Source organism: Bradyrhizobium lablabi, from assembly GCF_018129385.1.
Taxonomy (GTDB): domain Bacteria; phylum Pseudomonadota; class Alphaproteobacteria; order Rhizobiales; family Xanthobacteraceae; genus Bradyrhizobium; species Bradyrhizobium lablabi_C.
In genome coordinates, this window is sequence record NZ_JAFCLN010000004.1 from 279,354 (window position 1) to 301,411 (window position 22,058).

At 62.6% G+C, this 22,058-nt stretch carries 17 protein-coding genes; 4 read left to right on the forward strand and 13 right to left on the reverse strand.

Features of this window, described 5'->3' with window-relative positions; all coding sequences use genetic code 11:
- Positions 1-65: 65 nt before the first annotated feature.
- The 3 genes from JQ628_RS10830 to JQ628_RS10840 all read right to left on the reverse strand — a co-directional run bounded on the left by JQ628_RS10830 (position 66) and on the right by JQ628_RS10840 (position 2,602).
- Positions 66-1,442: a sensor histidine kinase gene (locus tag JQ628_RS10830; protein ID WP_212222528.1), complete on the reverse strand. Its 1,377-nt coding sequence runs from the start codon at positions 1,440-1,442 to the stop codon at positions 66-68.
- Between the two features lie 167 nt (positions 1,443-1,609).
- Entirely contained in the window at positions 1,610-2,281 is a 672-nt protein-coding gene (locus JQ628_RS10835; RefSeq protein ID WP_212222529.1) for a response regulator transcription factor, read from the reverse strand.
- A gap of 168 nt (positions 2,282-2,449) precedes the next feature.
- Entirely contained in the window at positions 2,450-2,602 is a 153-nt protein-coding gene (locus JQ628_RS10840; protein ID WP_212222530.1) for a hypothetical protein, read from the reverse strand.
- 277 nt (positions 2,603-2,879) lie between these two features.
- Here JQ628_RS10840 and JQ628_RS10845 point away from each other — a divergent pair, with 277 nt between their 5' ends.
- Positions 2,880-3,851 (forward strand): Ku protein, encoded by a 972-nt coding sequence (locus JQ628_RS10845; RefSeq protein ID WP_212222531.1) that lies wholly within the window; start codon positions 2,880-2,882, stop codon positions 3,849-3,851.
- Positions 3,852-3,913: 62 nt separating this feature from the next.
- Here JQ628_RS10845 and JQ628_RS10850 read toward each other — a convergent pair whose 3' ends face one another.
- A complete protein-coding gene (locus tag JQ628_RS10850) occupies positions 3,914-4,078 on the reverse strand; it encodes a Flp family type IVb pilin (RefSeq protein WP_212222532.1) in 165 nt (54 codons plus the stop codon).
- Positions 4,079-4,303: 225 nt separating this feature from the next.
- On the opposite strand from JQ628_RS10850, the gene JQ628_RS10855 reads away from it, so the two are divergent.
- The gene (locus JQ628_RS10855) at positions 4,304-4,471 is read left to right on the forward strand and encodes a hypothetical protein (protein WP_212222533.1); all 168 of its coding nucleotides are present in this window, start codon (positions 4,304-4,306) and stop codon (positions 4,469-4,471) included.
- Positions 4,472-4,480: 9 nt separating this feature from the next.
- On the opposite strand, the gene JQ628_RS10860 is transcribed toward JQ628_RS10855, so the two are convergent.
- Both JQ628_RS10860 and JQ628_RS10865 read right to left on the reverse strand, forming a co-directional pair.
- Positions 4,481-6,109 carry a porin gene (locus JQ628_RS10860; protein ID WP_212222534.1) on the reverse strand — a complete coding sequence of 543 codons (1,629 nt, stop codon included), beginning with the start codon at positions 6,107-6,109 and terminating at the stop codon, positions 4,481-4,483.
- A 74-nt stretch (positions 6,110-6,183) separates the two neighbouring features.
- Entirely contained in the window at positions 6,184-7,806 is a 1,623-nt protein-coding gene (locus tag JQ628_RS10865) for a porin (protein ID WP_212222535.1), read from the reverse strand.
- Positions 7,807-8,177: 371 nt separating this feature from the next.
- Here JQ628_RS10865 and JQ628_RS10870 point away from each other — a divergent pair, with 371 nt between their 5' ends.
- Complete coding sequence (locus JQ628_RS10870; protein WP_212222536.1) at positions 8,178-9,812, forward strand: thiamine pyrophosphate-requiring protein; 1,635 nt, start codon at positions 8,178-8,180, stop codon at positions 9,810-9,812.
- 146 nt (positions 9,813-9,958) lie between these two features.
- Positions 9,959-14,098 carry a GAF domain-containing protein gene (locus tag JQ628_RS10875; protein WP_349628047.1) on the forward strand — a complete coding sequence of 1,380 codons (4,140 nt, stop codon included), beginning with the start codon at positions 9,959-9,961 and terminating at the stop codon, positions 14,096-14,098.
- A gap of 88 nt (positions 14,099-14,186) precedes the next feature.
- Here the strand turns inward: JQ628_RS10875 and JQ628_RS10880 are convergent, their stop codons facing one another.
- The 7 genes from JQ628_RS10880 to JQ628_RS10910 all read right to left on the reverse strand — a co-directional run bounded on the left by JQ628_RS10880 (position 14,187) and on the right by JQ628_RS10910 (position 22,057).
- Positions 14,187-15,191: an ABC transporter substrate-binding protein gene (locus JQ628_RS10880; RefSeq protein WP_212222537.1), complete on the reverse strand. Its 1,005-nt coding sequence runs from the start codon at positions 15,189-15,191 to the stop codon at positions 14,187-14,189.
- A 285-nt stretch (positions 15,192-15,476) separates the two neighbouring features.
- The gene (locus tag JQ628_RS10885) at positions 15,477-16,097 is read right to left on the reverse strand and encodes a TorD/DmsD family molecular chaperone (protein ID WP_212222538.1); all 621 of its coding nucleotides are present in this window, start codon (positions 16,095-16,097) and stop codon (positions 15,477-15,479) included.
- A gap of 41 nt (positions 16,098-16,138) precedes the next feature.
- Positions 16,139-16,828, reverse strand: a complete 690-nt coding sequence (locus tag JQ628_RS10890) for a DUF3306 domain-containing protein (RefSeq protein ID WP_212222539.1) — start codon at positions 16,826-16,828, stop codon at positions 16,139-16,141.
- On the reverse strand, positions 16,825-17,313 hold the full coding sequence (locus JQ628_RS10895; RefSeq protein WP_212222540.1) for a DUF3305 domain-containing protein: 489 nt from the start codon (positions 17,311-17,313) through the stop codon (positions 16,825-16,827). The genes JQ628_RS10890 and JQ628_RS10895 overlap by 4 nt, the downstream gene beginning before the upstream one ends.
- On the reverse strand, positions 17,310-18,317 hold the full coding sequence (locus JQ628_RS10900) for a formate dehydrogenase subunit gamma (RefSeq protein ID WP_249127732.1): 1,008 nt from the start codon (positions 18,315-18,317) through the stop codon (positions 17,310-17,312). The genes JQ628_RS10895 and JQ628_RS10900 overlap by 4 nt, the downstream gene beginning before the upstream one ends.
- A 177-nt stretch (positions 18,318-18,494) precedes the next feature.
- Positions 18,495-19,091: a formate dehydrogenase FDH3 subunit beta gene (fdh3B, locus tag JQ628_RS10905; protein WP_212222541.1), complete on the reverse strand. Its 597-nt coding sequence runs from the start codon at positions 19,089-19,091 to the stop codon at positions 18,495-18,497.
- An 11-nt stretch (positions 19,092-19,102) separates the two neighbouring features.
- On the reverse strand, positions 19,103-22,057 hold the full coding sequence (locus JQ628_RS10910; RefSeq protein ID WP_212222542.1) for a formate dehydrogenase subunit alpha: 2,955 nt from the start codon (positions 22,055-22,057) through the stop codon (positions 19,103-19,105).
- Position 22,058 lies beyond the last annotated feature (1 nt).

Below are 22,058 nucleotides of genomic sequence, written 5' to 3' on the forward strand. Positions count from 1 at the left end.
CGCATGATATGGGCGCCCGCGTTAAGAACTCGTTTAGGAAACTTCGCGGCGGCCTGCGACGGCTCTTACACACCCGGCAGCGCCAGTTCGGCCCTGAGGCCGCCAATGGGAGCGCTGCCAAGCTTGAGGCTGCCGCCATAGAGCCCGGCGAGATCGACCACGATCGCAAGGCCGAGCCCCGAGCCTGGCTTCGACTCGTCGAGCCGCTGGCCGCGCCGCGCCACCTTGGCGCGCTCCTCTTCCGACAGGCCTCGCCCGTCATCGTCGACCACGATCAGCAAGCGGTGTCCTGCGCCCGGCTCGGGCGGCTGCTCCACCAGCACCGCGACAAGGACCTGCGAGGCCGCCCATTTGCAGGCGTTGTCGACGAGATTGCCGACCATCTCCTCCAGATCCTGCCGCTCGCCGCGGAATTTTGCCCGCGCGTCGGCCTTGACCTCGATCGCGATGCCGCGGTCGCGATGGATTTTTTCCATGGTCCGGCGCAGCGCCTCGATCGCAGGCGCCACTTCCGTGACCGTTGCGACGACCGTGACGCGGGCGGCGATACGGGCGCGCTCCAGATGATGGGCGACCTGGTCGCGCATCACGCCTGCCTGCTCCAGCACCTTGCCCGAGATCGACTCGCTGCGGTGCGCGGAGGCCTCATTGACGATCACCGATAGCGGCGTCTTGATGGCATGGGCGAGATTGCCGACATGGGTGCGCGCGCGCTCGACGATTTCCCGGTTGGCATCGATCAGCGCGTTGGTTTCGCGCGCCAGCGGCGCGATCTCGACCGGGAATTCACCCTCCAGCCGCTCGGCGCGGCCGGAGCGGATATCCGCGATCGCCTCCGAAATCCGCTTCAGGGGGGCAAGCCCGAACCGCACCTGGAAGATGGTGGTGAGCAGCAGCACGATGCCGAGCCCGGTGAAGGTGACGCCGAGATAGAGATCGAAGCCGCGGGTCTCGTCGAAAATCTCGGCGGCATCGCCCGCGACGCTCACGAGATATTTGCCGTCGGCGCCGAGATCGACCGGCCGCTCGACCATTCTCAGCGTCTGGCCTTCGGGACCGTCGACATAGCCGATGCGAATGCCGGCCGCGGTCAGTTCGGCACCCGCGTCCTCCAGCTTCGGCAGCTTCTTGTCCCACAGCGAGCGCGAGGCGCGCGTCTCCGGCTTTTCCTGGTCGGTCCGTGTGATTTGCCAGTACCAGCCGGACAGCGGCAGCTCGAACAGGGGCTCGCCAAGCGACTGGAACTGACGGTCGGCCGGCTCGTCCGGGGTCGCGACTTCGGCGATCAGGGTGCGCAGGTAAAGGTTGAGACGGCGGTCGAAGGCGCGCTCGGTGGCGTCGCGATAGACCGAGGAAAGCACGAAGCCGGTGACGGCGAGGATTACGACCAGCCACGCGGTCGCCGAGAGAAACAGTCGGTTGGCGAGCGAGCTGCCGCGCATCAGGGCGCGATCCCGAATGGCGCGCCCTCGGGCGCCGAGCCGATGGAGGCTTGCCGGTTTCCGGACACGGTCATGCCATGACAAAAGATCAAGCGTCGACACAGGTCAACGCCTTATATCCAGCTCGTACATGATCTTATCGGAAAACCTTCGGATCACGCTTGAGTTCAGGTGCCGGCCGTGGGCGGCGTCAGCAGATAGCCGAGCCCGCGCACGGTCTGGATGATGTCGACCTCGAGCTTCTTGCGGATGCGGCCGACGAACACCTCGATGGTGTTGGAGTCGCGGTCGAAGTCCTGATCGTAGAGATGCTCGACCAGCTCGGTGCGCGAGACCACGCGGCCGACATGGTGCATCAGGTATTCGAGCAGATTGTATTCGTGCGAGGTCAGCTTGACCGGGTTGCCGCTGACCGACACGCGCTTGGTGCGGGTGTTGAGCGTCACCGGCCCGCAGGTCAGCTCGACCTGGGCGTGGCCGGTCGAGCGGCGCAGCAGCGCGCGGATGCGCGCCAGGATTTCCTCGAGGTGAAAGGGCTTTGCGACATAGTCGTCGGCGCCGGCGTCAAAGCCCTGCACCTTGTCGCTCCAGCGGTCGCGCGCCGTGAGGATCAGCACCGGCATCACGCGCTTGTTGCGGCGCCAGGCTTCCAGCACCGAGATGCCGTCCATCTTGGGCAGGCCGATGTCGAGCACGACGGCGTCATAGGGCTCGCTGTCGCCGAGAAAATGCCCCTCCTCGCCATCGAAGGCGCGGTCCACGACATAACCGGCATCGGTCAGCGCCGTGGTGAGCTGACGGTTGAGATCCGGGTCGTCCTCAACGACGAGCAAACGCAAGCTGGCCTCCGATGGTGAGCGTCACGATAGCTACATCATGGGGCTCACCGGCGTGAACCGGTCATGAACAGACGCAAGCCGAAACGTTACTTTTTGTTCATCACCGCGGAAGGCCGATGCCTAGCACGGGGAATCGAAAGGCCAAAATTGCCCCCACCCAGCGCGTCCTTAGACGCGGAAAAATGCGAACCAGACCACGCCCAGGATCAGCACCGCGAGGCTGGTCGATGCTGTCAGCAACGCGAGCACGGAGGGGCCCGGTTCGGCCTGGCGCGCTTCCGTCGGCGTTTCGACGATGCGGCCGTCTCGATGTGTCGCCATGGTAACCTCTTTCGCTAAGTCCCTGTATTGCCAGCCAATGACTGCGGCACCGGCTGTGCAGGGCCAACGCCGGATCGGGAATGATTGTTCCGGCTCGCCGAGGCTATCGACAGCCCGAAATGGCCCGGAAAGTCGCAAGTTTCCGGTCGTAAACGCCGAGAACCAATGCGACGTGGAACGGTTAACGCCGTTGGGAGATTCCCCGGGCCCTCGCGTTCAAAACGGGCGGCCAGCGTGGTATCCTTAACGGTCGCTGTTGCGTTTTCGGAGTTTTTTCATGGCCCCCCGCGCCAACTGGAAGGGTTTTTTGCGCCTTTCACTGGTGACCTGCCCGGTCGCGCTCTATCCGGCTACCTCGGATACCGAGAAGGTCTCGTTCAACCAGATCAACCGCAAGACCGGCCACCGCATCAAATACCTCAAGGTGGATGCCGACACCGGCGAGGAAGTCGCCAACGACGACATCATGAAGGGCTACAAGGTCGACACCGACACCTATCTCGAGGTGACGAAGGACGAGCTTGACGACATCGCGCTGGAATCGACCCGCACCATCGAGATCGACGAATTCGTGCCGCGCAGCGACATCGACAGCCGTTACGTGATCCGCCCCTATTATCTCGTGCCCGACGGCAAGGTCGGCCACGACGCCTTTGCGGTGATCCGCGAAACCATCCGCAGCATGGACAAGGTCGCGATCGGCCGCGTGGTGCTGACCAACCGCGAGCACATCATTGCGCTCGAGCCGCTCGACAACGGCCTGATGGGAACGCTGCTGCGCTACCCCTACGAGGTCCGCAGCGAAAAGGAATATTTCGATGACATCCAGGATGTGAAGATCACCAAGGACATGCTGGATCTGGCTAAACACATTGTTGAGCAGAAATCGGCCGACTTCGAGCCCGAGAAATTCGAGGACCGCTACGAGGACGCGCTGGTCGAACTGATCAACAGGAAGCGCAACGGAATCAAGATCGCACCAAAGGCCGCGCCGAAATCCGACGGCAACGTCATCAACCTGATGGATGCGCTCAAGCGCAGCCTTGCCGGCGGCAAGCAGGCGGCCCCTCCGGCCCAGAAGGCTGCCAAAGGCAAGAAGCCGAAGAAGCGCGCCGAAGGCCAGCGCGAGATGCTGCTGCCGATCAGCGGCTCCGGCAAGCGCGCCGCCAAGGAAACTCCAAAGGAAGCGCCCAGAAGGGCCGCAAAGCCGGCGCGTGCGCCCGCTGCCCGCAGCCGGAAGGCCGGCTAATCGTCAGGACATCCGGCGGCCGCTGTTCGATCCGCCGCCAATATCATGCCGGCCGCGTCGCGCTATTTGAGTGAGCTATTCACCGAGGTGAAGCTGGCATTCAGCGTGCTGCCGATGCCGTTGACGGCCACCACGATCACGATGCTGATGCCGGCCGCGATGATGCAATATTCAATGGCGGTCGCGCCGGATTGATCGCCCAGAAATCTCGAAATCAAATTTCGCATTATTGAAAACTCCTGTCGACGCCCGCGAGCTTCTCCCGCACCGATGCCTGCCGGCGGAATTTAGGTTTTGGCTGGTTACCGGCCGGTTCAGGAACAATCTGAACGATTGGTTAAACCGGCCCGCCCCCTGTTTTCACGGCGGTATTCATACGGAGCGAAAAATTAACCCTCGATTGGGGACACCACTCCATGCTGCCCGGGTCGGCGGCCTCGGAGTGAGCGCAAATGCCCGCGCAGAAGCGTGAAACAAAGAGAAACTACATCGGCCTCCTCAGCGACGAGGCCGAACAACAATTCTCCGCCAAGACGCAGCCGCAGGGAGGCCCGCCGATGAAGGATTACCTGCGCGTCCTGCTCGCGGCGATGCTCGGATTGCGCCGCGAGTTGCGCTAACCGCCGCCGTCAGAAGTTGCGCTGCGCCCGCAATTGCAGATGCACCGAGTCCTGATCCTTGAACTCGTACAGCGCATTCGGTTTCGGCGCGGTCGCGGTGAAGATCGAACTGCCGGACATTTTCTGGTCGAGATGGAACCACTGCACTTCGGCCGAAAACGTCAGGTTCCTGACGGGGGACCATTTGGTCACGACGCCGAGCTGTGAGGCGTTGTAGTCGGGGTTGCAGGTGTAATTGCCGACGGTATTGCCGGCCGCGGCCTGCCCCGGATGAGAGGCTGCGAAGGCGGCGCAATAAGCGCCCTTGGCGGTGGTCGTTCCAAGACCGTTGATGTTGTCGTTGGTGCCGCCGTCATAGCGGATCTGTGCGTAGCCGCCATAGAGGCTGGTGGTCCAGTACGCATCCCAGTTGTGATTGAATGCGCCGCGAATGCCCCAAGCCTGCGTCAGGATGATTCCGTTGGTGCCGCCCAGGCCCGGCATGTAGAGGCCATCGGCCGTGGCGCCAAAACCGACGCTCTGGTAACCGAAGCCGCTGCCCGAGAACAACGCAAAGTTCGGCGAGGTCGAATCGGTCGCGATGATGTATTTCGAGGCGCCCTTGGCGTAGCTCACGTCCAGCTTGATATCGTCGCCTTTGCCGGTCGGCAGGTTCTTGATCTGCAACGCCGCCATCACGGCACCGCCCCATTTGGTTTCGGGATGGCCGCTGATCTCGGAGAGATTGGTCGGCGCCGCGCTGGCGCCGAGGGTGTTATAGGAGCCGCTGACCTCGTGCGCGGCACCCGAAAGCTGGAACAGGCCCCAGGCCTGATCGACCTTGATGTTGCCGACGACGTCGGGCGCACGTGTGCCGGCATAGGCACTCGCGCCGGTGCCGTTGGCGCCGATCGCGCCCGGGATGCCGAGATTGTAGACCGCGGTGCGGTCCCACACCGTCGGCTCGTCGAGGCCGATGCTGGCTGAGACGCCGTCGCCGAATTCCATCATGTACTGGATGTTGTTCGGCCCGCTGTTATCGCTGGCATGGCCACCAATCAGGAATGAGGAGAGGTTGCCGCCCGGATTGCCCTGCCAGGGCGTTGCGTAGGCGGAAGCCGACTTGCCGAAAGTGAATCCCGCAAACTGGATGAACAGATCATAGATGGCGACATAACCGCCGCCTGCGGTGCTGAGCAGCGACCCGTTGAGGCCGCCGGGGCTGCCGGCCGACGGCGAGGCCGGAGCTGCGCCCAGAGCCGCCGGATTGCTGGTGTTGAAGCTGTTGAACTGGAATTTGGCCGAACCGAAGGTACGGACCACACCGTATTCGGTCTGGGTACGGGTATCGACCGAAAGCAGCATGCGCGAGCGGTCGATGAAATAATCGCGAAAGCGGTTCTGCTGGCCGGAATCGCCGCTCCACGCCGGCTGGCCATGGGCGCCGCCGGTGTTGAAGCCCACGTCGGCTCGCACATAACCACCGAACTTGATGCAGGTATCGGTGCCGGGAATGTAGAAGAAGCCGGCACCGTAGCCGGTGCAGATCTTCATGTATTCGATCGGTTTGGCCTTGACGGGAAGGTCCGCCGCCTGCGCGCCGCCGGCGATGACCAGGCCCGCCGCCGAGCCCAGGATAAAAGTGCGAAGCGATTTCATGTGAGTCCCTGCCCCGATTCATTCCGGCCTGCCTGCCGCCGTGCTCGAAAGGCGCGGCGCGCCGGTTGCCACCGTCAAAAATTACGCTGCGCCCGCACCTGTAGATGCACTGTGTCCTGATCCCTGAACTCGTAAAGCGCATTCGGCTTCGGCGCGCTCGCGGTGAACACCGAACTGCCGGACATCTTCTGGTCGAGATGGGTCCACATGATTTCAGCCGTGAACGCCAGATTCTTGATCGGCGTCCAGCGGGTGAGGAAGCCAAGCTGGGAGACGTTGAAGTCGGGGTTGCAGGTGTAGTTGCCGGCGGTGTTTCCGGAAGCGGCCTGACCCGGGTGGGAAGCGGCGAAGGCGGCGCAATACGCTCCCTTGGCAGTGGTGCTTCCGAGGCCGTTGATGTTGTCGTTGGTGCCGCCGTCATAGCGGACCGACGAATAGCTGCCGAACACGCTGCTGGACCAGTACGGGTCCCAGTTGTGGTTGAAGGCGCCGCGAATACCCCAGGCCTGCGTCAGGATGATCCCGCCGGTGCCGCCGAGGCCCGGCAGGTAGATGCCATCCGTGGTCGCGCCAAATCCGACGCTCTGGTAGCCAAAGCCGCTGCCGCCAAACATCGCAAAATTCGGCGAGGTGCCGCCTGTCGCGATCACGTTCTTGGTGTCGCCTTTGGTATAGCTGACGTCGACCTTGATGTCGTCGCCGGGGCCGGTCGGCAGGTTCTTGATGTTTAGCCCCGCCATCACCGCCCCGCCCCATTTGGTTTCGGGGTGACCGCTGATTTCGGAGAAATTGGTCGGCGCGGCGGACGCGCCGAGAATGTTGTAGGAGCCGCTGACTTCATGCGCGGCGGCCGAAATCTGGAACAGGCCCCAGGACTGATCGACCCGGATTCGGCCGACGATGTCGGGGGCATGCGTGCCGGCATAGGCATTCGCGCCGGTGCCGTTGGCACCGATCGCGCCGGGGATGCTCAGATTGTAGACCGCCGTTCGGTTCCACACGGTCGGATCGTCGAGGCCGACGCTGACGGTCCAGCCGCTGCCAAGCTCGGCGGTGTACTGGATGTTGTTGACGCCGGTGTCGGTGTTGTGGCCGCCGATCAGGTTCGACGAGATGTTGCCGGGAAACATCTGCCAGGGCGTCGCATAGGCCGACGCGGATTTGCCGAAGGTGAAGCCGGCGAACTGGAGGAAGATGAACTCGAGCGCGACATAGCCGCCGCCCGCCGTCGAGAGCAGGTTGGAGTTGAGGCCGCCGGGACTGCCGCTCGACGGGCTCGCGGGAGCAACGCCGAGCGCTGCCGGGTTGGCCGTGCCGCCGCCGACATTGTTGAACTGGAAATAGGCCTGCGCGTAGGTGCGAACCACGCCGTATTCGGTCTTGGTGCGCGTATCGAAGGCGAGCGCCATGCGCGAGCGGGACACGAAGTAATCGCGGAAGCGATTGCCCTGGCCAAAGTCGCCGCTCCAGCCCGGCTGGCCGTGGACGCCCGCGTTGAAGGTCGTGTCGGCGCGCAGATAACCGCCGATCCTCATGCAGGTGTCGGTGCCGGGAATGTAGAAGAACTGCGTGCCGTAATCGGAGCAGATCCTCATATATTCGATCGGCTTGGCCTTGACCGGAAGGTCGGCCGCCTGCGCACCGCTGACGATCAGCAAGGCCGCCGATCCCAGCATGAGGGTACGAACTGCCTGCATCTGAGCCTCCCGCCGCGCGATTCATGCAAATGCATGTCTCGATTCTTAACTAGCGCAAAAGATGAACACGGTAACGGCAAGGCCCCGTGATCCCATCATTTTCGGCCGGCGATGTGATGTTTCCGCAACGCCCGGTTGGCCAAATCCGGCAGGGCCGGTGATTTTCGTCTCTGACGCAGATCGCCGGCAGCAAATCATTTCCCGGGCCAGCCCTCGTCTGCCGCGCCGCCGTGGCAGTCGACCGCCGGCCAAACGCATATCAGCATTCCACCCGCAGGCGCCCGCCTCGGCTTTACCGGGCCGGGAAATCCTGTTCCAACTTCCTGTCAAATCGGCCGGACCAACCGGCCTGCACAGGGAGAAAGACCGCCATGAAGCTCGGCACTGCGATCGCGGAAATCATGAAGCGCGAGGGAATCGAAATCCTCACGGGCTACCCGGTCAATCATCTGATCGAACATGCCGCCGCTTCCGACATCCGCCCGATCATGGTGCGTCAGGAGCGCATCGGCGTGCATATGGCGGACGCAATTTCCCGCGTCACGTCAGGACAGAAGATCGGCGCCTTCTGCATGCAGCATGGCCCCGGCGCGGAAAATGCAATGGGCGGCGTTGCCCAATGCTACGGCGAATCCGTGCCGGTGCTGGTGCTGCCGATGGGTTACGCCCGCCGGCTCTCCAACATCGACCCCAACTTCAACTCCAGCCAGGCGATGAAGGCGTTCTCGAAGTCCTCCGAGCCGATCATCCTCGCCGCCGAGGTCTGCAACATCTTTCGCCGTGCCTTCACAAAACTGAAGAACGGCCGCGGCGGGCCGGTGATCGTCGAAATCCCCGCCGACATGTGGAACGAGGAAGTGCCGGAGCCGCTGAACTATACGCCGGTGCTGCGCACCCGCTACGGCGCCGATCCCGTGCACGTGAAGGAAGCGGCAAGCCTGCTGCTCAACGCCAGGCGCCCGGTGATCTATGCCGGCCAGGGCGTGCACTATGCGAAGGCGTGGCCGCAGCTCAGGCGTCTTGCCGAACGGCTGGCGATCCCCGTCACCACCAGCCTTGGCGGAAAGTCTTCATTTCCCGAGACGCATCCGCTGTCGCTCGGCTCCGGCGGTCTCGCCGTGCCGCGCGCGGTGCCGAAATTTCTGGGCGAATCCGACGTGATCTTCGGCATCGGCTGCTCCTTCACCGAGACCTCCTTCGGCATCGCCATGCCCAAGGGCAAGACCATCATCCATTCGACGCTCGACCCCAACCATCTCAACAAGGATGTCGAGGCCAAAGTCGGCCTGGTCGGCGATGCGGCCCTCGTGCTCGATGCATTGCTGGAAGAGATCGGCAAGACCGTCACATCGGACCGCGATGCTTCGGCGGTTACCGCCGAGATCGAAGCTTCCCACAAGGAATGGCTGGCAAAGTGGATGCCAAAGCTGACGCACAACGATGCGCCGCTCAATCCCTATCGCGTGCTCTGGGATCTTCAGCACACCGTCGACATCAAGAACACCATCATCACCCATGACGCCGGCTCACCGCGCGATCAGCTCTCGCCGTTCTGGAAGGCGGTCGAGCCGCTGTCCTATATCGGCTGGGGCAAGACCACGCAGCTCGGCTATGGCCTTGGCCTCGCCATGGGCGCAAAGCTGGCAAAGCCGGACAAGCTCTGCATCAACGTCTGGGGCGATGCCGCGATCGGCTTCACCGGCATGGATTTTGAGACCGCGGTGCGCGAGCGCATTCCGATCATGTCGATCCTGCTGAACAATTTTTCGATGGCGATCGAGCTCAAGGTGATGCCGATCTCGACCGAAAAATATCGCTCGACCGATATTTCCGGCGACTATGCCGCGATGGCGCGCGCCTTCGGCGGCTATGGCGAGCGGGTGACCAGGCCTGAAGACATCATCCCCGCGATCAAGCGCGGCATCCAGAAGACGCAGGAAGGAATTCCGGTGCTGCTGGAATTCATCACCAGCAAGGAGACAGAGGTCTCGCGTCCGGGAACCTGATTCGGACCGATTCTCAACGCAATATCAGCAGGAAAGCGCCCGACGGTGCTGGCTCGGACGCTCCGGAGATGAAATAATCGAAGCCAAGAGGCCGGGCGGCGAGACAGCTCGCCCGCCTGCCCGCGCTTTGCGCATGGATTCTCTGAATGGCGCTGCTTCCCGAAGATATATCGGTCGATCTCAAGGCCGCGATCGATGAGCTGGAATCAGCCATCACGGACATGGAGTCGCGCCTTGAATCCACCCGCGCCGAGCGCGACGAGGCGAAGGCGCGCGAGGTCGAACTCGAGATCGAGAATGCCAATCTGCGGCGCGGCCTCGCCCTCGCCCGCGAGCAGCAGAGCGCCAGCGCCGACATCCTCGGCACGATCGCCCATTCCTCCGACAATGCCGAACACGCGCTGCGGCAGATCGCCGAGACCACCATGCGCCTGTTCGGCGCGCCGAGCGCGACCATCCATATCGCGGAAGGCGATGGCTGGTCGCAGGTCATCCGCGTCGGCGACAGCTCAATGCGAGTCGGTGCCGGCGTGCCCGAATCGCAGCTCAAGATCGGCGGCCGCAACATGCCGGGCACGATCGTCGGGGATAACCGGCAGGTTCACGTGCCCGATCTCGACAATGTCGACCCTGACATCGCGGATTGGCCCGGCCTTCCCTATGTCCGCGCCGCCGGCACACAATCGATGTCGGGCTCTCCTCTCAGGAGTGAAGGCGAGGCAATCGGCGCGCTGATCGTCTATCGCGACCGGCTCTGGCCCTTCACCGATGCGGAACTCGCGCTTCAGCAAAGCTTTGCGGACCAGGCCGCGATCGCGATCGAGAATGCGCGGCTGTTCACCGAGACGCAGCAAGCGCTGGCGCGGCAGACCGCCACCTCCGACATCCTGCGGGTGATCGCCGGTTCGCCGACGGACGAACAGCCGGTGTTCGACGCCATCGCCGAAAACGCCAGACGCCTCTGCGGCGGCCTCACATCGACCGTCACCCGGATCGCGGGCGACATGGTTCATCTGGCTGCCGCCAGTTCCGAGAGCGACGCCGGCGTCGAAGAGATGCAGGCTTCATTCCCCTCCCCGCTTTCATCCGAAGGCATTCACAGCCGGGTCGTGCGCAGCGGAGAGCTTGCCTTCCGCTACGACATGGAAAACGAGCCTGACCTCACGGAAGGCATGAAGCAGACGGCGCGCGCGCGCGGCTATCGCAGCATCCTGGTGGTCCCGATGATGCGGGAGGGTGTCGCCATCGGCACGATCGGTGTGACGCGGCCGGAAGCCGGGCAGTTTCCCGATAAATTCATCGAATTGCTGCGCACTTTTGCCGACCAGGCCGTGATCGCGATCGAGAATGCCCGTCTGATCCGGGAGACGCAGGAGGCGCTGGAGCGGCAGACCGCGACGGCCGATATTTTGAAAGTGATCGCCTCCTCGCCCGCGGACGTGCAGCCGGTGTTCGAGGCGATTGCGGTCAGCGCCAAACATTTGCTCGGCGGGTTTTCCGCCACCGTGCTGCGCTTCATCGCCGACGAGCTTCATCTGGCCGCGTTCACGCCGACCAATCCGGCGGCGGATGAAGGCCTGAAGGCGTCGTTTCCGCGGCGCGTCGGCGAATTCCCGATCTTCGGGATGGTTCGCAGCGGCGCGACCATCCAGTTTCCCGATACGGAAGCCGATAACGTACCACCGATGAACCGCGATCTCGGCCGGCTGCGCGGCTTTCGCAGCGTGCTGTTCGTGCCCTTGATGAACCAGGGCAAGCCGGTCGGCATTCTCAGCGTGACCCGCACGGCTCCCGGCGCGTTCGCCGAGCACCATGTGCGGTTGCTCCAGACCTTTGCCGACCAGGCGGCAATCGCGATCGAGAACACGCGTCTGTTCAACGAGACCCGCGAAGCGCTGGAGCGGCAGACCGCCACCGCCGAGATATTGAAAGTCATCGCCGCCTCGCCGTCCGATGTGCGGCCGGTGTTCGATGCCATCGTGCATAACGCCAACCGTCTGATCGGCGGCTTTTCCGCTGCGCTGTTCCGCTATATGGACGGCAGGATTCATCTGGCGGCCTTCACGCCGACCGATCCGGAAGGCGACGCCGTCCTGCAATCCTCGTTCCCGGTCCCGCAGGATCAGTTTCCGCCCTACCAGCTCACGCGCGAGGGAGCGCACGCGGAGCTGCCGGACACCGAGTTGGAGCCCGCGGCACGCGACATTGCGCGGGCGCGCGGCTATCGCAGCATGCTGTTCGCCCCGCTGATGAACGACGGCGAGGCCGTCGGCATCATCACTGTCACCCGCACAGCTTCTGGCTCGTTCGGCGAACAGCATGTCCGCCTGCTGCAACTGTTCGCCGATCAGGCGGTGATCGCCATCGAAAATGTCCGGCTTTTCAACGAGACGCAGGAGGCGCTGGAGCGCCAGACGGCGACGGCCGACATCCTGAAAGTCATCGCCAGCTCGCCGTCGGATACCACGCCGGTGTTCGAAGCCATCGCAAGCAGCGCCAACCGTCTGCTGGGCGGGTTCTCCACAGCCGTCTTCCGCTTCGCCGATGAAGCCGTCCATCTGAGTGCGTTCACGCGGGTCAATCCGGACGCCGACGCAGTTCTGGAATCGCACTTCCCGAGGCCAATCGCCGGTTTCGAGGCAGCCAGGCTCGCGCAGCGGGGGAGACCTGTTCAGATACCCGACACGGAAGATGCCGAGGACGCACAGGTCAGGCAAACCGCTCGCTCGCGTGGCTTCCGTAGCCTGCTGTTCGCACCTCTAATGAGCAACAGCGTACCGATCGGGGTAATCAGCGTTACGCGCGCCATGCCGGGTTCGTTTGCCGAGCATCACATCCAACTGCTTCAGACTTTCGCCGACCAGGCGGTGATCGCCATCGAGAACACGCGGCTGTTCAACGAATTGCAGCAGCGCACCGAAGATCTCGCCGAATCGTTGCAGCAGCAGACCGCCACCGCCGATGTGCTCAAGGTCATCAGCCGCTCGGCCTTCGATCTACAGAAGGTGCTCGACACGCTTTCGGAGTCGGCGGCCGGCCTGTGCGAAGCCGATATCGTCATCATCCATCGCAGGGTCGGCGAAGGTTTTCCGGGTGCATCGAGCTTTGGCTTGCCGGAACAGCATCACCGCGCCGTCACCGCGCTCGATCACAAGCCGGGACGCGGGTCGCTTGGCGCGCGCGTCCTGCTCGAAAATGCACCTGTGCTGATCGAGGACGCCGAAAGCGACCCCGAATATGACCTGGCCTTGGCGCGGCAGGTCGGCGTACGAAGCATGATGGGCGTGCCGTTGCTGCGTGAGGGCGCCGCAATCGGCCTGCTGCTGATGTTCCGCAGGACCGTGCGGCCTTTTACGCAGCGGCACGTCGAGCTCGCCCTGACTTTTGCCGACCAGGCCGTGATCGCGATCGAGAACGTCCGCCTGTTCGACGAAGTGCAGGCGCGCACCCGCGAGCTTTCCAGGTCTCTTGACGACCTGCGCACTGCGCAGGATCGTCTGATCCAGACCGAGAAGCTCGCTTCGCTCGGTCAGCTCACGGCGGGCATTGCGCACGAGATCAAGAACCCCCTCAACTTCGTCAACAACTTCGCCGCGCTTTCGGCCGACTTGACCGACGAGCTGAATGACGCGCTGAAGCAGGCCGAAATCGCCGACAAGATCCGCGCGGATGTCAATGAAGTGACCGGGCTTTTGAAGGACAATCTTCAAAAGATCGTCCATCACGGCAAGCGCGCCGATTCCATCGTCAAGAACATGCTGCTGCATTCGCGCGAGGGCACCGGCGATCACCGGCCGGCGGATATCAACGCGCTGGTCGATGAAAGCCTCAACCTCGCCTATCACGGCGCCCGCGCCGAGAAAGCCGACTTCAACGTCACGCTGGAGCGCGATTTCGATCCGGACGCCGGCCTGATCGAGGTGTTTCCGCAGGAAATCACCCGCGTGTTCCTCAATCTCGTTTCAAACGGATTTTATGCCGTCACCAAGCGGCGAAAGGAGAATGTCGAGGCTGGCTTCGAGCCGACGCTGCGCGCGGCCACGAAAAATCTTGGTGAAACCGTCGAGATCCGCATCCGCGACAACGGCACCGGCATTCCGCCCGAGGTGAAGGACAAGATGTTCAATCCCTTCTTCACCACCAAGCCGGCGGGCGAAGGCACCGGGCTCGGGCTTTCGATGAGCCACGACATCATCGTGAAGCAGCATGGCGGCACCATCGACGTCGATACCGAGCCGGGCCGTTTCACCGAGTTCCGCATCGTGCTGCCGCGTTCTAGAGCATAATCCGGACAAGCAGGGCCGGTTAGCGCAACGTGGACACCGGTCTTCCAAAAAAGGTCATGCTCAAAACAAAAGATGACCTGCACTCCGTTCACTCAATCATCTTGTCTGCACCGACAACGAGCGCGGGAGGTACGGTAAGTCCCAATTGTCTCGCTGTCTTGAGGTTGACGGACAACTCGAATTTGGTCGCCTGATAGAACGGGATCTCGCCGGGCTTTGCTCCCCGGAGAATGGCGTCAATGTTGTTGGCCGCGCGCTTGTATAATTCGATCAGATCGACGGAATAGGCCATCAGGCCTCCAGCCTCGACACCTTCCGCAAAGGGAAACATCGCCGGAAGTTTCTTCTCGCTGGCCAGCTTCGCGATCGTAGCGAAGTTCTGGAAAAGCTCAGGCGAGTCGACGACCATGACGGCGCTAGCAGCGTCGCTCGAGATGCGCTCGATCGCCGTCCGGTAGCCGGCTTCGCCGGCGCCGTGTTCCACCAAGGCTACTGCGAGTGCAAGCCCCGCCATCTCGGCCGCCGCGCGAATTGTCGGAGCATAGTGTCCCTGCTCCCACTGCGACCGAAGAACGAGGCAGCCAAGTTTCGACATCGCAGGAACGATCTCGCGCAACAATTCGATCCGCTTGGCATGAATGGATGAACCGGCGTCTATGCTGACTCCCGTGAAATTGCCGCCGGGGCGAGCCAAGCTCTCGGCGATTCCTATTTTGACGGGGTCGGCAGCTATCGTAACAATCGGAATTCGCGGCGTCAGCTTCTTAAAGACAAGCGGATAAGGGCCAACGATGAAGATGACGTCCGGGTTGCTCTGAACGACTTCCGCCGCCAAAGCCTCGGGGCCGGACGTGCTTTGCTCCCGGGCGTACCGCTCTACCTTGAGGTTTTGTCCTTCCACTTGGCCCAACCGACGAAGCTCGGCAAACAGGGCCCGGTTGAATTTGTTTCCACCTCGCTCATACAAATTCGCGCCTTGCTCTGACGGGCTGAAGATAGCAAGACGCTTGCTCCGGGCGCCCTGCTGCGCCGCGCCGGCGAACGACCATGCCAGAACGCCACCTGCAACGCTGAGAAAAACCCGCCGCTTCATGCACGCACCGGGGCAAGGAACCACAAGTTGCGTGACAGAAGCTAGCACACCGACGGCGAGCCTTACACAATTTAATTGCCGCCCAGTCTCGCCGCCGTGTCAGGTTCGCTTTGGCACAACCGGCAACAACAAAAATGACTCGCCGTCCGGCCCCGTATGATTGTCGTTGTCCCGGCAAAAACGCTTGCTGGTCGGACGGATCATCGTGCAGCCACGAAATCCCGGCCTCGGCTGCCACATCGTCAGGGGTGATGTCGCTGGCTCTCGCACCGCGATCGGTCGACGTCAGACGCTCAAAGCCGACCGGGCAAAGGCCTCTCTTTCAACCTCGACGAAAACGCGGCCAAGCAAGCCCACGCTCGCATAAAACGGAGCCCGGTCAGCCCGTTCGAGATCGGCAAAGAAACGTCCGATCCAGGGGTCGAGATGCTGTTCGAAGAATTCACGATCAGCGCCGGACGGACTTGAAAAGGTTCCGATGATGAGACCGGTCATGACCTCGCACAGGATCGCGGCGTGATCTTCCGGCTCCGAATTACCTTCGGTTTTTTCAATGCCAAGAAGCCCGAGGGTTTGGCGCAGTCTCGCGAGCGGCCGTCCGTAAAGCGTGCCCGCCAGATAGTGCGACGCGTACGGCAAGAGCAAACCCCTTCCGGGACCGGCAAACAGATCGAAATATTCCCGGCCTGCCTCCTCTTCATTCGTCCGCGCCGCGGCTTCGCCAAGTGCGCGGTGCGCCAGTCCGATCGGGCTTGCATCGCCGTCGAGCCGGGCCAGATGCGAGAGCAACCGCTCGTCCGGGCTGCGCGAGAGCAAGGTTGCCAACAGCGCATATTGCTGCGCGCGGCCGAGGTCGGTCTCGTCGACGACCCGTTCGGAAGGACTATGGTTACTCAACTCCAGCATGATCTGCACCCATCACAGCCAGGCAACGGCAGTGCCGTCATTCAACGCGGCAACGCGCTGCCGTGACGACGGCGGTTTCGGCTATTGTCGTGACCGTCAACAGGTACCGCCGGCTCCGTCTCCGGATCTGTTGCGCGCGGCTGGTTCGATAAACGGCAGGCGTCCGTATCGGCCGAAGCCAATTCCACGACCTTCTGCTCCCCATGCTCCGCGGGATATGAGGCGACAGTCTCGCGCGAAGGGGCCAACGCTTCAGACGTCGACGGTTGCGACGACGCCTCAGGAAGCTTCTCAAACTCGCCGAGGATTTGCGTAAGACGAGCCGGTTTGTCGCCCGCGGCCCCCAGGGGACCGAAGCCGGGAATGGAATTCGGATCGTTGAAATCCCATTGATTCTCCGCGATGCCGATGAAGTCACGAATGGCCGGATCGCTGGTCCAGGCCCGGCGCAGCGCCGCTATCGATAATTCGAGGGGCACCCCGCTTTGCAGAAATCCCCTTATGTCCGTTTCAGCGGTAATGGCTTCGATCGATGGCAGGGTGGATGGATCAAAAGGCTCGCCAGCAGCCGCGTCGGTTGATGGCTGCGCAGCGGCTGCTTCGGAACGGGCCGGAGCCGTTCCTTGCGGCGCTGAACCCATTGGAGGATGACCATCGTCGATTTCATGGCGCGCGTTCGACTCGCGCTTCAATCGCGCCCAGCGCAAGAGAAAATTGTCAGTCCCGGTCATCCTCCGTTCTCCCTCTCCGGTGCGGAGGCCTTCCGGTCACGTTTGACGAAGGGGCGCTCGACATGATGCTGGGCGATGAAACGAGCAACGGTTTCCATCACCTCGGGCGGCATCGGCACAGCTTCGACCACATTACTGCCGGCGTCGGTGAACGCCTCGCCCTCCGCCGGATCTGCGGTCACGGCGAGAATCTCATATGGCTGCTCCGAGGAAACGGGGCACAATGCCACCCACAAAGCGGGCGCGCCCGACGCGAGATTCTCCCGATAATTCGCCGTCTCGGTCCGGTGCAATTCGATCGTGGCCTCGCCCGCAAAGAACAAGGCCGTTTCCGCGTCGGCTGCGAGCGGTGTCCAGGGAGCGGCAGATGGAGTTCCGGCCAGCACCGAGACCGGTCGCCACAGAAAATCAACCCACTTGCTCCTGGCCTTGCGGCGCTCGACAACGACGCCAACCGGAATCTGCGCAAGCGCTGTCGATCTCAATTCACCGCCTCCTGCCTGGATTGCACCCGCCGTCCTTCGCGTTCGAGCTGGGCAAGCCACTGATCGTGATGTTCCTTCGCCCAGTTGAGATCGACATCGCCACGAGCCATCGCCTCGAACGCGCCCTCCATTCCGAGCGTACCGATGTAGATATGAGCAATGATCACCGCGACAAACAGCAGGGCGATCACGGCGTGCACGACCTGCGCGATCTGCATCCCCTCGATATCAGTCACGTAGAACGGGAACATCAGCAGCCCTCCCGAAATGATGACTGCAATTCCGGCACCGAGGGCAAACCAGAAGATCAGCTTCTCGCCGGCATTGAAACGTCCGGAAGGCGCATGCTTCGTCTTGATGAAGCCGCCGCCTTGCCTGATCCAGTCGATATCGACTTTTCGCGGGATGTTGTCCTTTATCCAGAGCGCGACAATCAGTATCAGGCCGATGACGAATGCGACGCTGACGAAATTGTGCACGTACTTCGCCGCCTGTGACAGGCTGCTGAACGCCTCTGGTCCGACCACCGGCAGCAGCAAGATCTTCCCGAACGTGATGTTCAACCCTGTCAGGCCAAGCACCACAAACGACACCGCCGTCAGCCAATGGGAGAAGCGCTCGAAGGAATTGAAGCGCGGCACCTTCTGCCCGGAGCGCCCCTTCGAAATCCGAAGTCGCCCCATGATCAGGTAAGCGGCGCCCAAAGCTGCGATCATGCCGAGAATTGCGATCGCGCCGAGCCAGCGCAACGTGATTTCATGGAAATGATCCCAAAGCCGCCCGGCGGGCTGCATCAGGACACGCTCCCTCTCGTTTGGCTGGGCGATATGTCCGACGATTCGCGGCACTTGTTGAAGAAGCTGCTGCTCGCTCGCAACGCTCGCGGTTGGATTGGGCGCACCGTCGGGGCCGAGTTGCTGTGCGAGCAGCGGTGGTGCGGCGGCCATCAGTATTGTCGAAGCGAGGATCGCGACGGAGCAAATGCGGGCAAGGCGCCTCATCATGGTCATTCTCTCGTTGGCTCGCATGTAAAGCCTCCCGGCTTCTCGAAGGCTGCTAGAGCATGATCCGGAAAAGTGGGCACCGGTTTTCCCAGCGACAAACGCGCAGCGTTTGCTCGGAGATCATGCTCAAACAAAAAGATAGAGCGGGATGACGATTCGAAGAAAAGTCATCCTGCTCTAGACTGCAATGCCCTCGTGATAGGCTGTGGTCCAACCCCAGGCGCCCGACCCGTAGCCGCGCTTCATCACGCGCTCCTTGTAGATTTCGGCGATGATCGCGCCGTCGCCGGCCAAGAGCGATTTGGTCGAGCACATCTCGGCGCAGATCGGCAGCTTGCCTTCGGCGAGGCGGTTGGCGCCGTATTTGGCGTAGTCGGCCGGCGTCGAGCCGTCGTCCGGCCCACCGGCGCAGTAGGTGCACTTGTCCATCTTGCCGCGCGAGCCGAAATTGCTGACCTTCGGATATTGTGGGGCGCCGAACGGACAGGCGTAGAAGCAATAGCCGCAGCCGATGCAGAGATCCTTGGAGTGCAGCACGATGCCGTCAGCGGTGGTGTAGAAGCACGACACGGGGCAAACTGCCGCGCACGGCGCGTCGGTGCAGTGCATGCAGGCCATCGACACCGAACGCTCGCCGGGCTTGCCGTCATTGATGGTGACGACGCGGCGGCGATTGATGCCCCACGGCACCTCGTGCTCGTTCTTGCAGGCGGTGACGCAGGCGTTGCATTCGATGCAGCGATCGCCATCACAAAGGAATTTGACGCGAGCCATGTCGTTCTCTCTCACGCCGCTCTGACTTGACAGAGCGTTGCTTTGGGCTCCTGCATCCCTGTGGCAGGATCGAACCCATAGGTCGTCAGCGTGTTGACGCTTTCGCCGAGCACGATCGGATCGGAGCCTTTCGGATACTTGCTGCGCAGATCGGCGCCTTCGTAATAGCCGGCGAAGTGGTAGGGCATCCAGACCACGCCCTTGCCGACCCGTTCGGTCACGAATGCCTTCACCCGCGTCCTGGAATTGCTTTCGGCGCCGGTGACCCAGACCCAGCCGCCGTCCTTGATGCCGCGTTCACCGGCATCGGCGGGATTGATCTCGACGTACATGTCCTGCTTCAACTCGGCGAGCCAGCGGTTCGAACGGGTCTCCTCGCCGCCGCCTTCGTATTCGACCAGCCGGCCCGAACTCAGGATCAGCGGAAACTGCCTGACGATGCCCCTGTCGACGGCGGACTTCTGAACGGTGAAACCGATATTCGGGACCCGGAACTGTTGGGCGTCCGGACGCGTCGGATATTTTCCGACGAGATCGGGCCGCGACGTGTAGATGACTTCGCGGTGCACCGGGACCGGATCCGGCAGATTCCAGGCGATCATGCGCGCCTTGCCGTTGCCGTAGGGACTACAGCCGTGCTCGATCGCCACGCGCTGGATACCGCCGGAGAGATCGACCGCCCAGGAAACGGCATCGGGATTGGCTGCGTTCACGCGCTCGATGATCGCCATCTCCGAAGCGGTGAGGTCCTTGTCCCAGCCGAGCTTCTTGAGGACGCCAAGGGTGAACTCGGGATAACCATCCTTGATTTCCGAGCCGAGCGAGTAAGACCCTTCCGAGAGCAGATTGTCATGCTGTTCTCTTTCCACTTCCTGCCCGTTCTGCATCACCTTGCGCTTGACGACGCGCTCGACGCCGAAGCGGGCCCGGAACGTCCCTCCTCCCTCCTTCACCGGCAGGCCGGTGTTGTACAATATGCCGCTCCCGGGATGCCGGAGCTCCGGCGTTCCCCAGCACGGCCACGGCAGGCCGTAATAATCTCCGCCAACTTCGGGATCGTCCTTTGGCGCGCGCAGGGTAACCAGGTCGAACTTTGCCTGGTTCTTCATGTGCGCCTTGAGGCGCTCCGGGGACTGACCGCAATATCCGGTCGACCAGCCGCCGCGATTGATCTCGCGCAGGATGTCCTCCGCCGAGACCGCGCCGTTCTCCACCTTGATGTTCTTGAACATCCTGTCGGCGAAGCCGAACTTCTTTGCCAGCATGTACATCACGTCGTAGTCGTTCTTCGCTTCGAAGATTGGCTCGACGATTTTCTCGCCCCATTGCAGCGAGCGGTTCGATGCCGTGCGCGAGCCATCCATCTCGAAGCTGGTACAGGCCGGCAGCAGATACGTGCCGTTCTTGCGCTCGGAGAGCACGGACCATGCCGTCGGGTAAGGATCGCACACGACCAGCAGCTCGAGCTTTTCGATTCCGCGAACGGCCTCCGGCATTCTGGTGATGGTGTTGACGCCGTGCCCCATCACGAACATGGCCTGCAAGCTGTCGGGCTGGCTGACCTGCGCTTTCGGCAGCAGCGTGGCGTCAAACCAGCGCGTGCTCGGGATCCCCGGCGCTTCCATCAGCGTCTTGCTGGCGAAGCGGGAGCGCATCCAGTCGATATCGACTTCCCACACCCGGCACCAATGCTGCCACGCCTCTTCGGACAGACCGTAATAAAGCGGCAGCGTCGTTACATCGAGACCGAGATCGGTGGCGCCCTGCACGTTGGTGTGGCCGCGGAAGATGTTGGCGCCGCCGCCGGCATGGCCCACATTGCCGGTCGCAAGCACCAGAATGCAGCTTGCCCGTACGTTTGCCGTGCCCGTGGCGAACTGCGTCTGGCCCATGGCCCAGATCAGCGTGGCGGGCTTCTCGTGGGAAAAGAGATAGGCGATGTGCTTGACCTGGGCTTCCGGCAGGCCGGTGACGCGCTCGACCTCGTCAGGCGTCCATTTCGCAACTTCCTTGCGGATTTCCTCGATGCCGTACACGCGCTGATGAATGAATTCCTCGTCTTCCCAGCCATTCTCGAAGATGTGCCAGAGCATCCCGTAGATCGTGGGGATGTGAACGCCCGGCCGCACCCTGACATATTCGGTGGCGTGCGCCGCCGTTCGCGTCATCCTGGGGTCGACGACGATCAGGTTGGCGCGGTTGAGTTCCTTGCCTTCGAGAATGTGCTGCAACGAAACCGGATGCGCTTCAGCGGGATTGCCACCCATGATCAGGATGGTCTTGGAGTTGCGGATGTCGTTATAGCTGTTGGTCATCGCACCGTAGCCCCAGGTATTGGCGACCCCGGTGACCGTGGTGGAATGACAGATGCGCGCCTGATGATCGGAATTGTTCGTTCCCCAAAAGGCCGCGAGCTTGCGGTTGAGGTAGGCGGCCTCGTTGGTGAATTTGGCGGAGCCCAGCCAGTAAACCGAATCCGGTCCTGCCTTCTGACGGATATCCAGCAGCTTGTTGCCGATCTCCTCGATGGCCTCGTCCCAGGAAACACGTTTCCACTGGCCGTCCACCAGCTTTTGCGGATAGCGCAGGCGGCGGTCACTCAGCACGTCGTCTCGAACGGCCGCCCCTTTGCAACAGTGCGATCCGCGATTGATCGGGCTGTCATAAACCGGTTCCTGCCCGATCCACACGCCGTTCGCGACTTCGGCGATGACCGAGCAGCCGACCGAGCAATGCGTACAGACATTCTTGCGGTTCGTAACTGTCGCACCGGCCGGAGGCGGAGGACCGGCCTCTGCCTTCCTCAGGCCGCCAAGCGGCAGATTGCCGAGCATCGCCAGGGCGCCCCCGGCTATGCCGGAGCGCTTGAGGAAGGTGCGGCGATCCAGGCCGCCGGCCGGGCTCGCCTCCTGGGCGGCAGCGGCGCCGCCGCGAACCCGACGACCTTGCGACTTTCTTATCAGCACG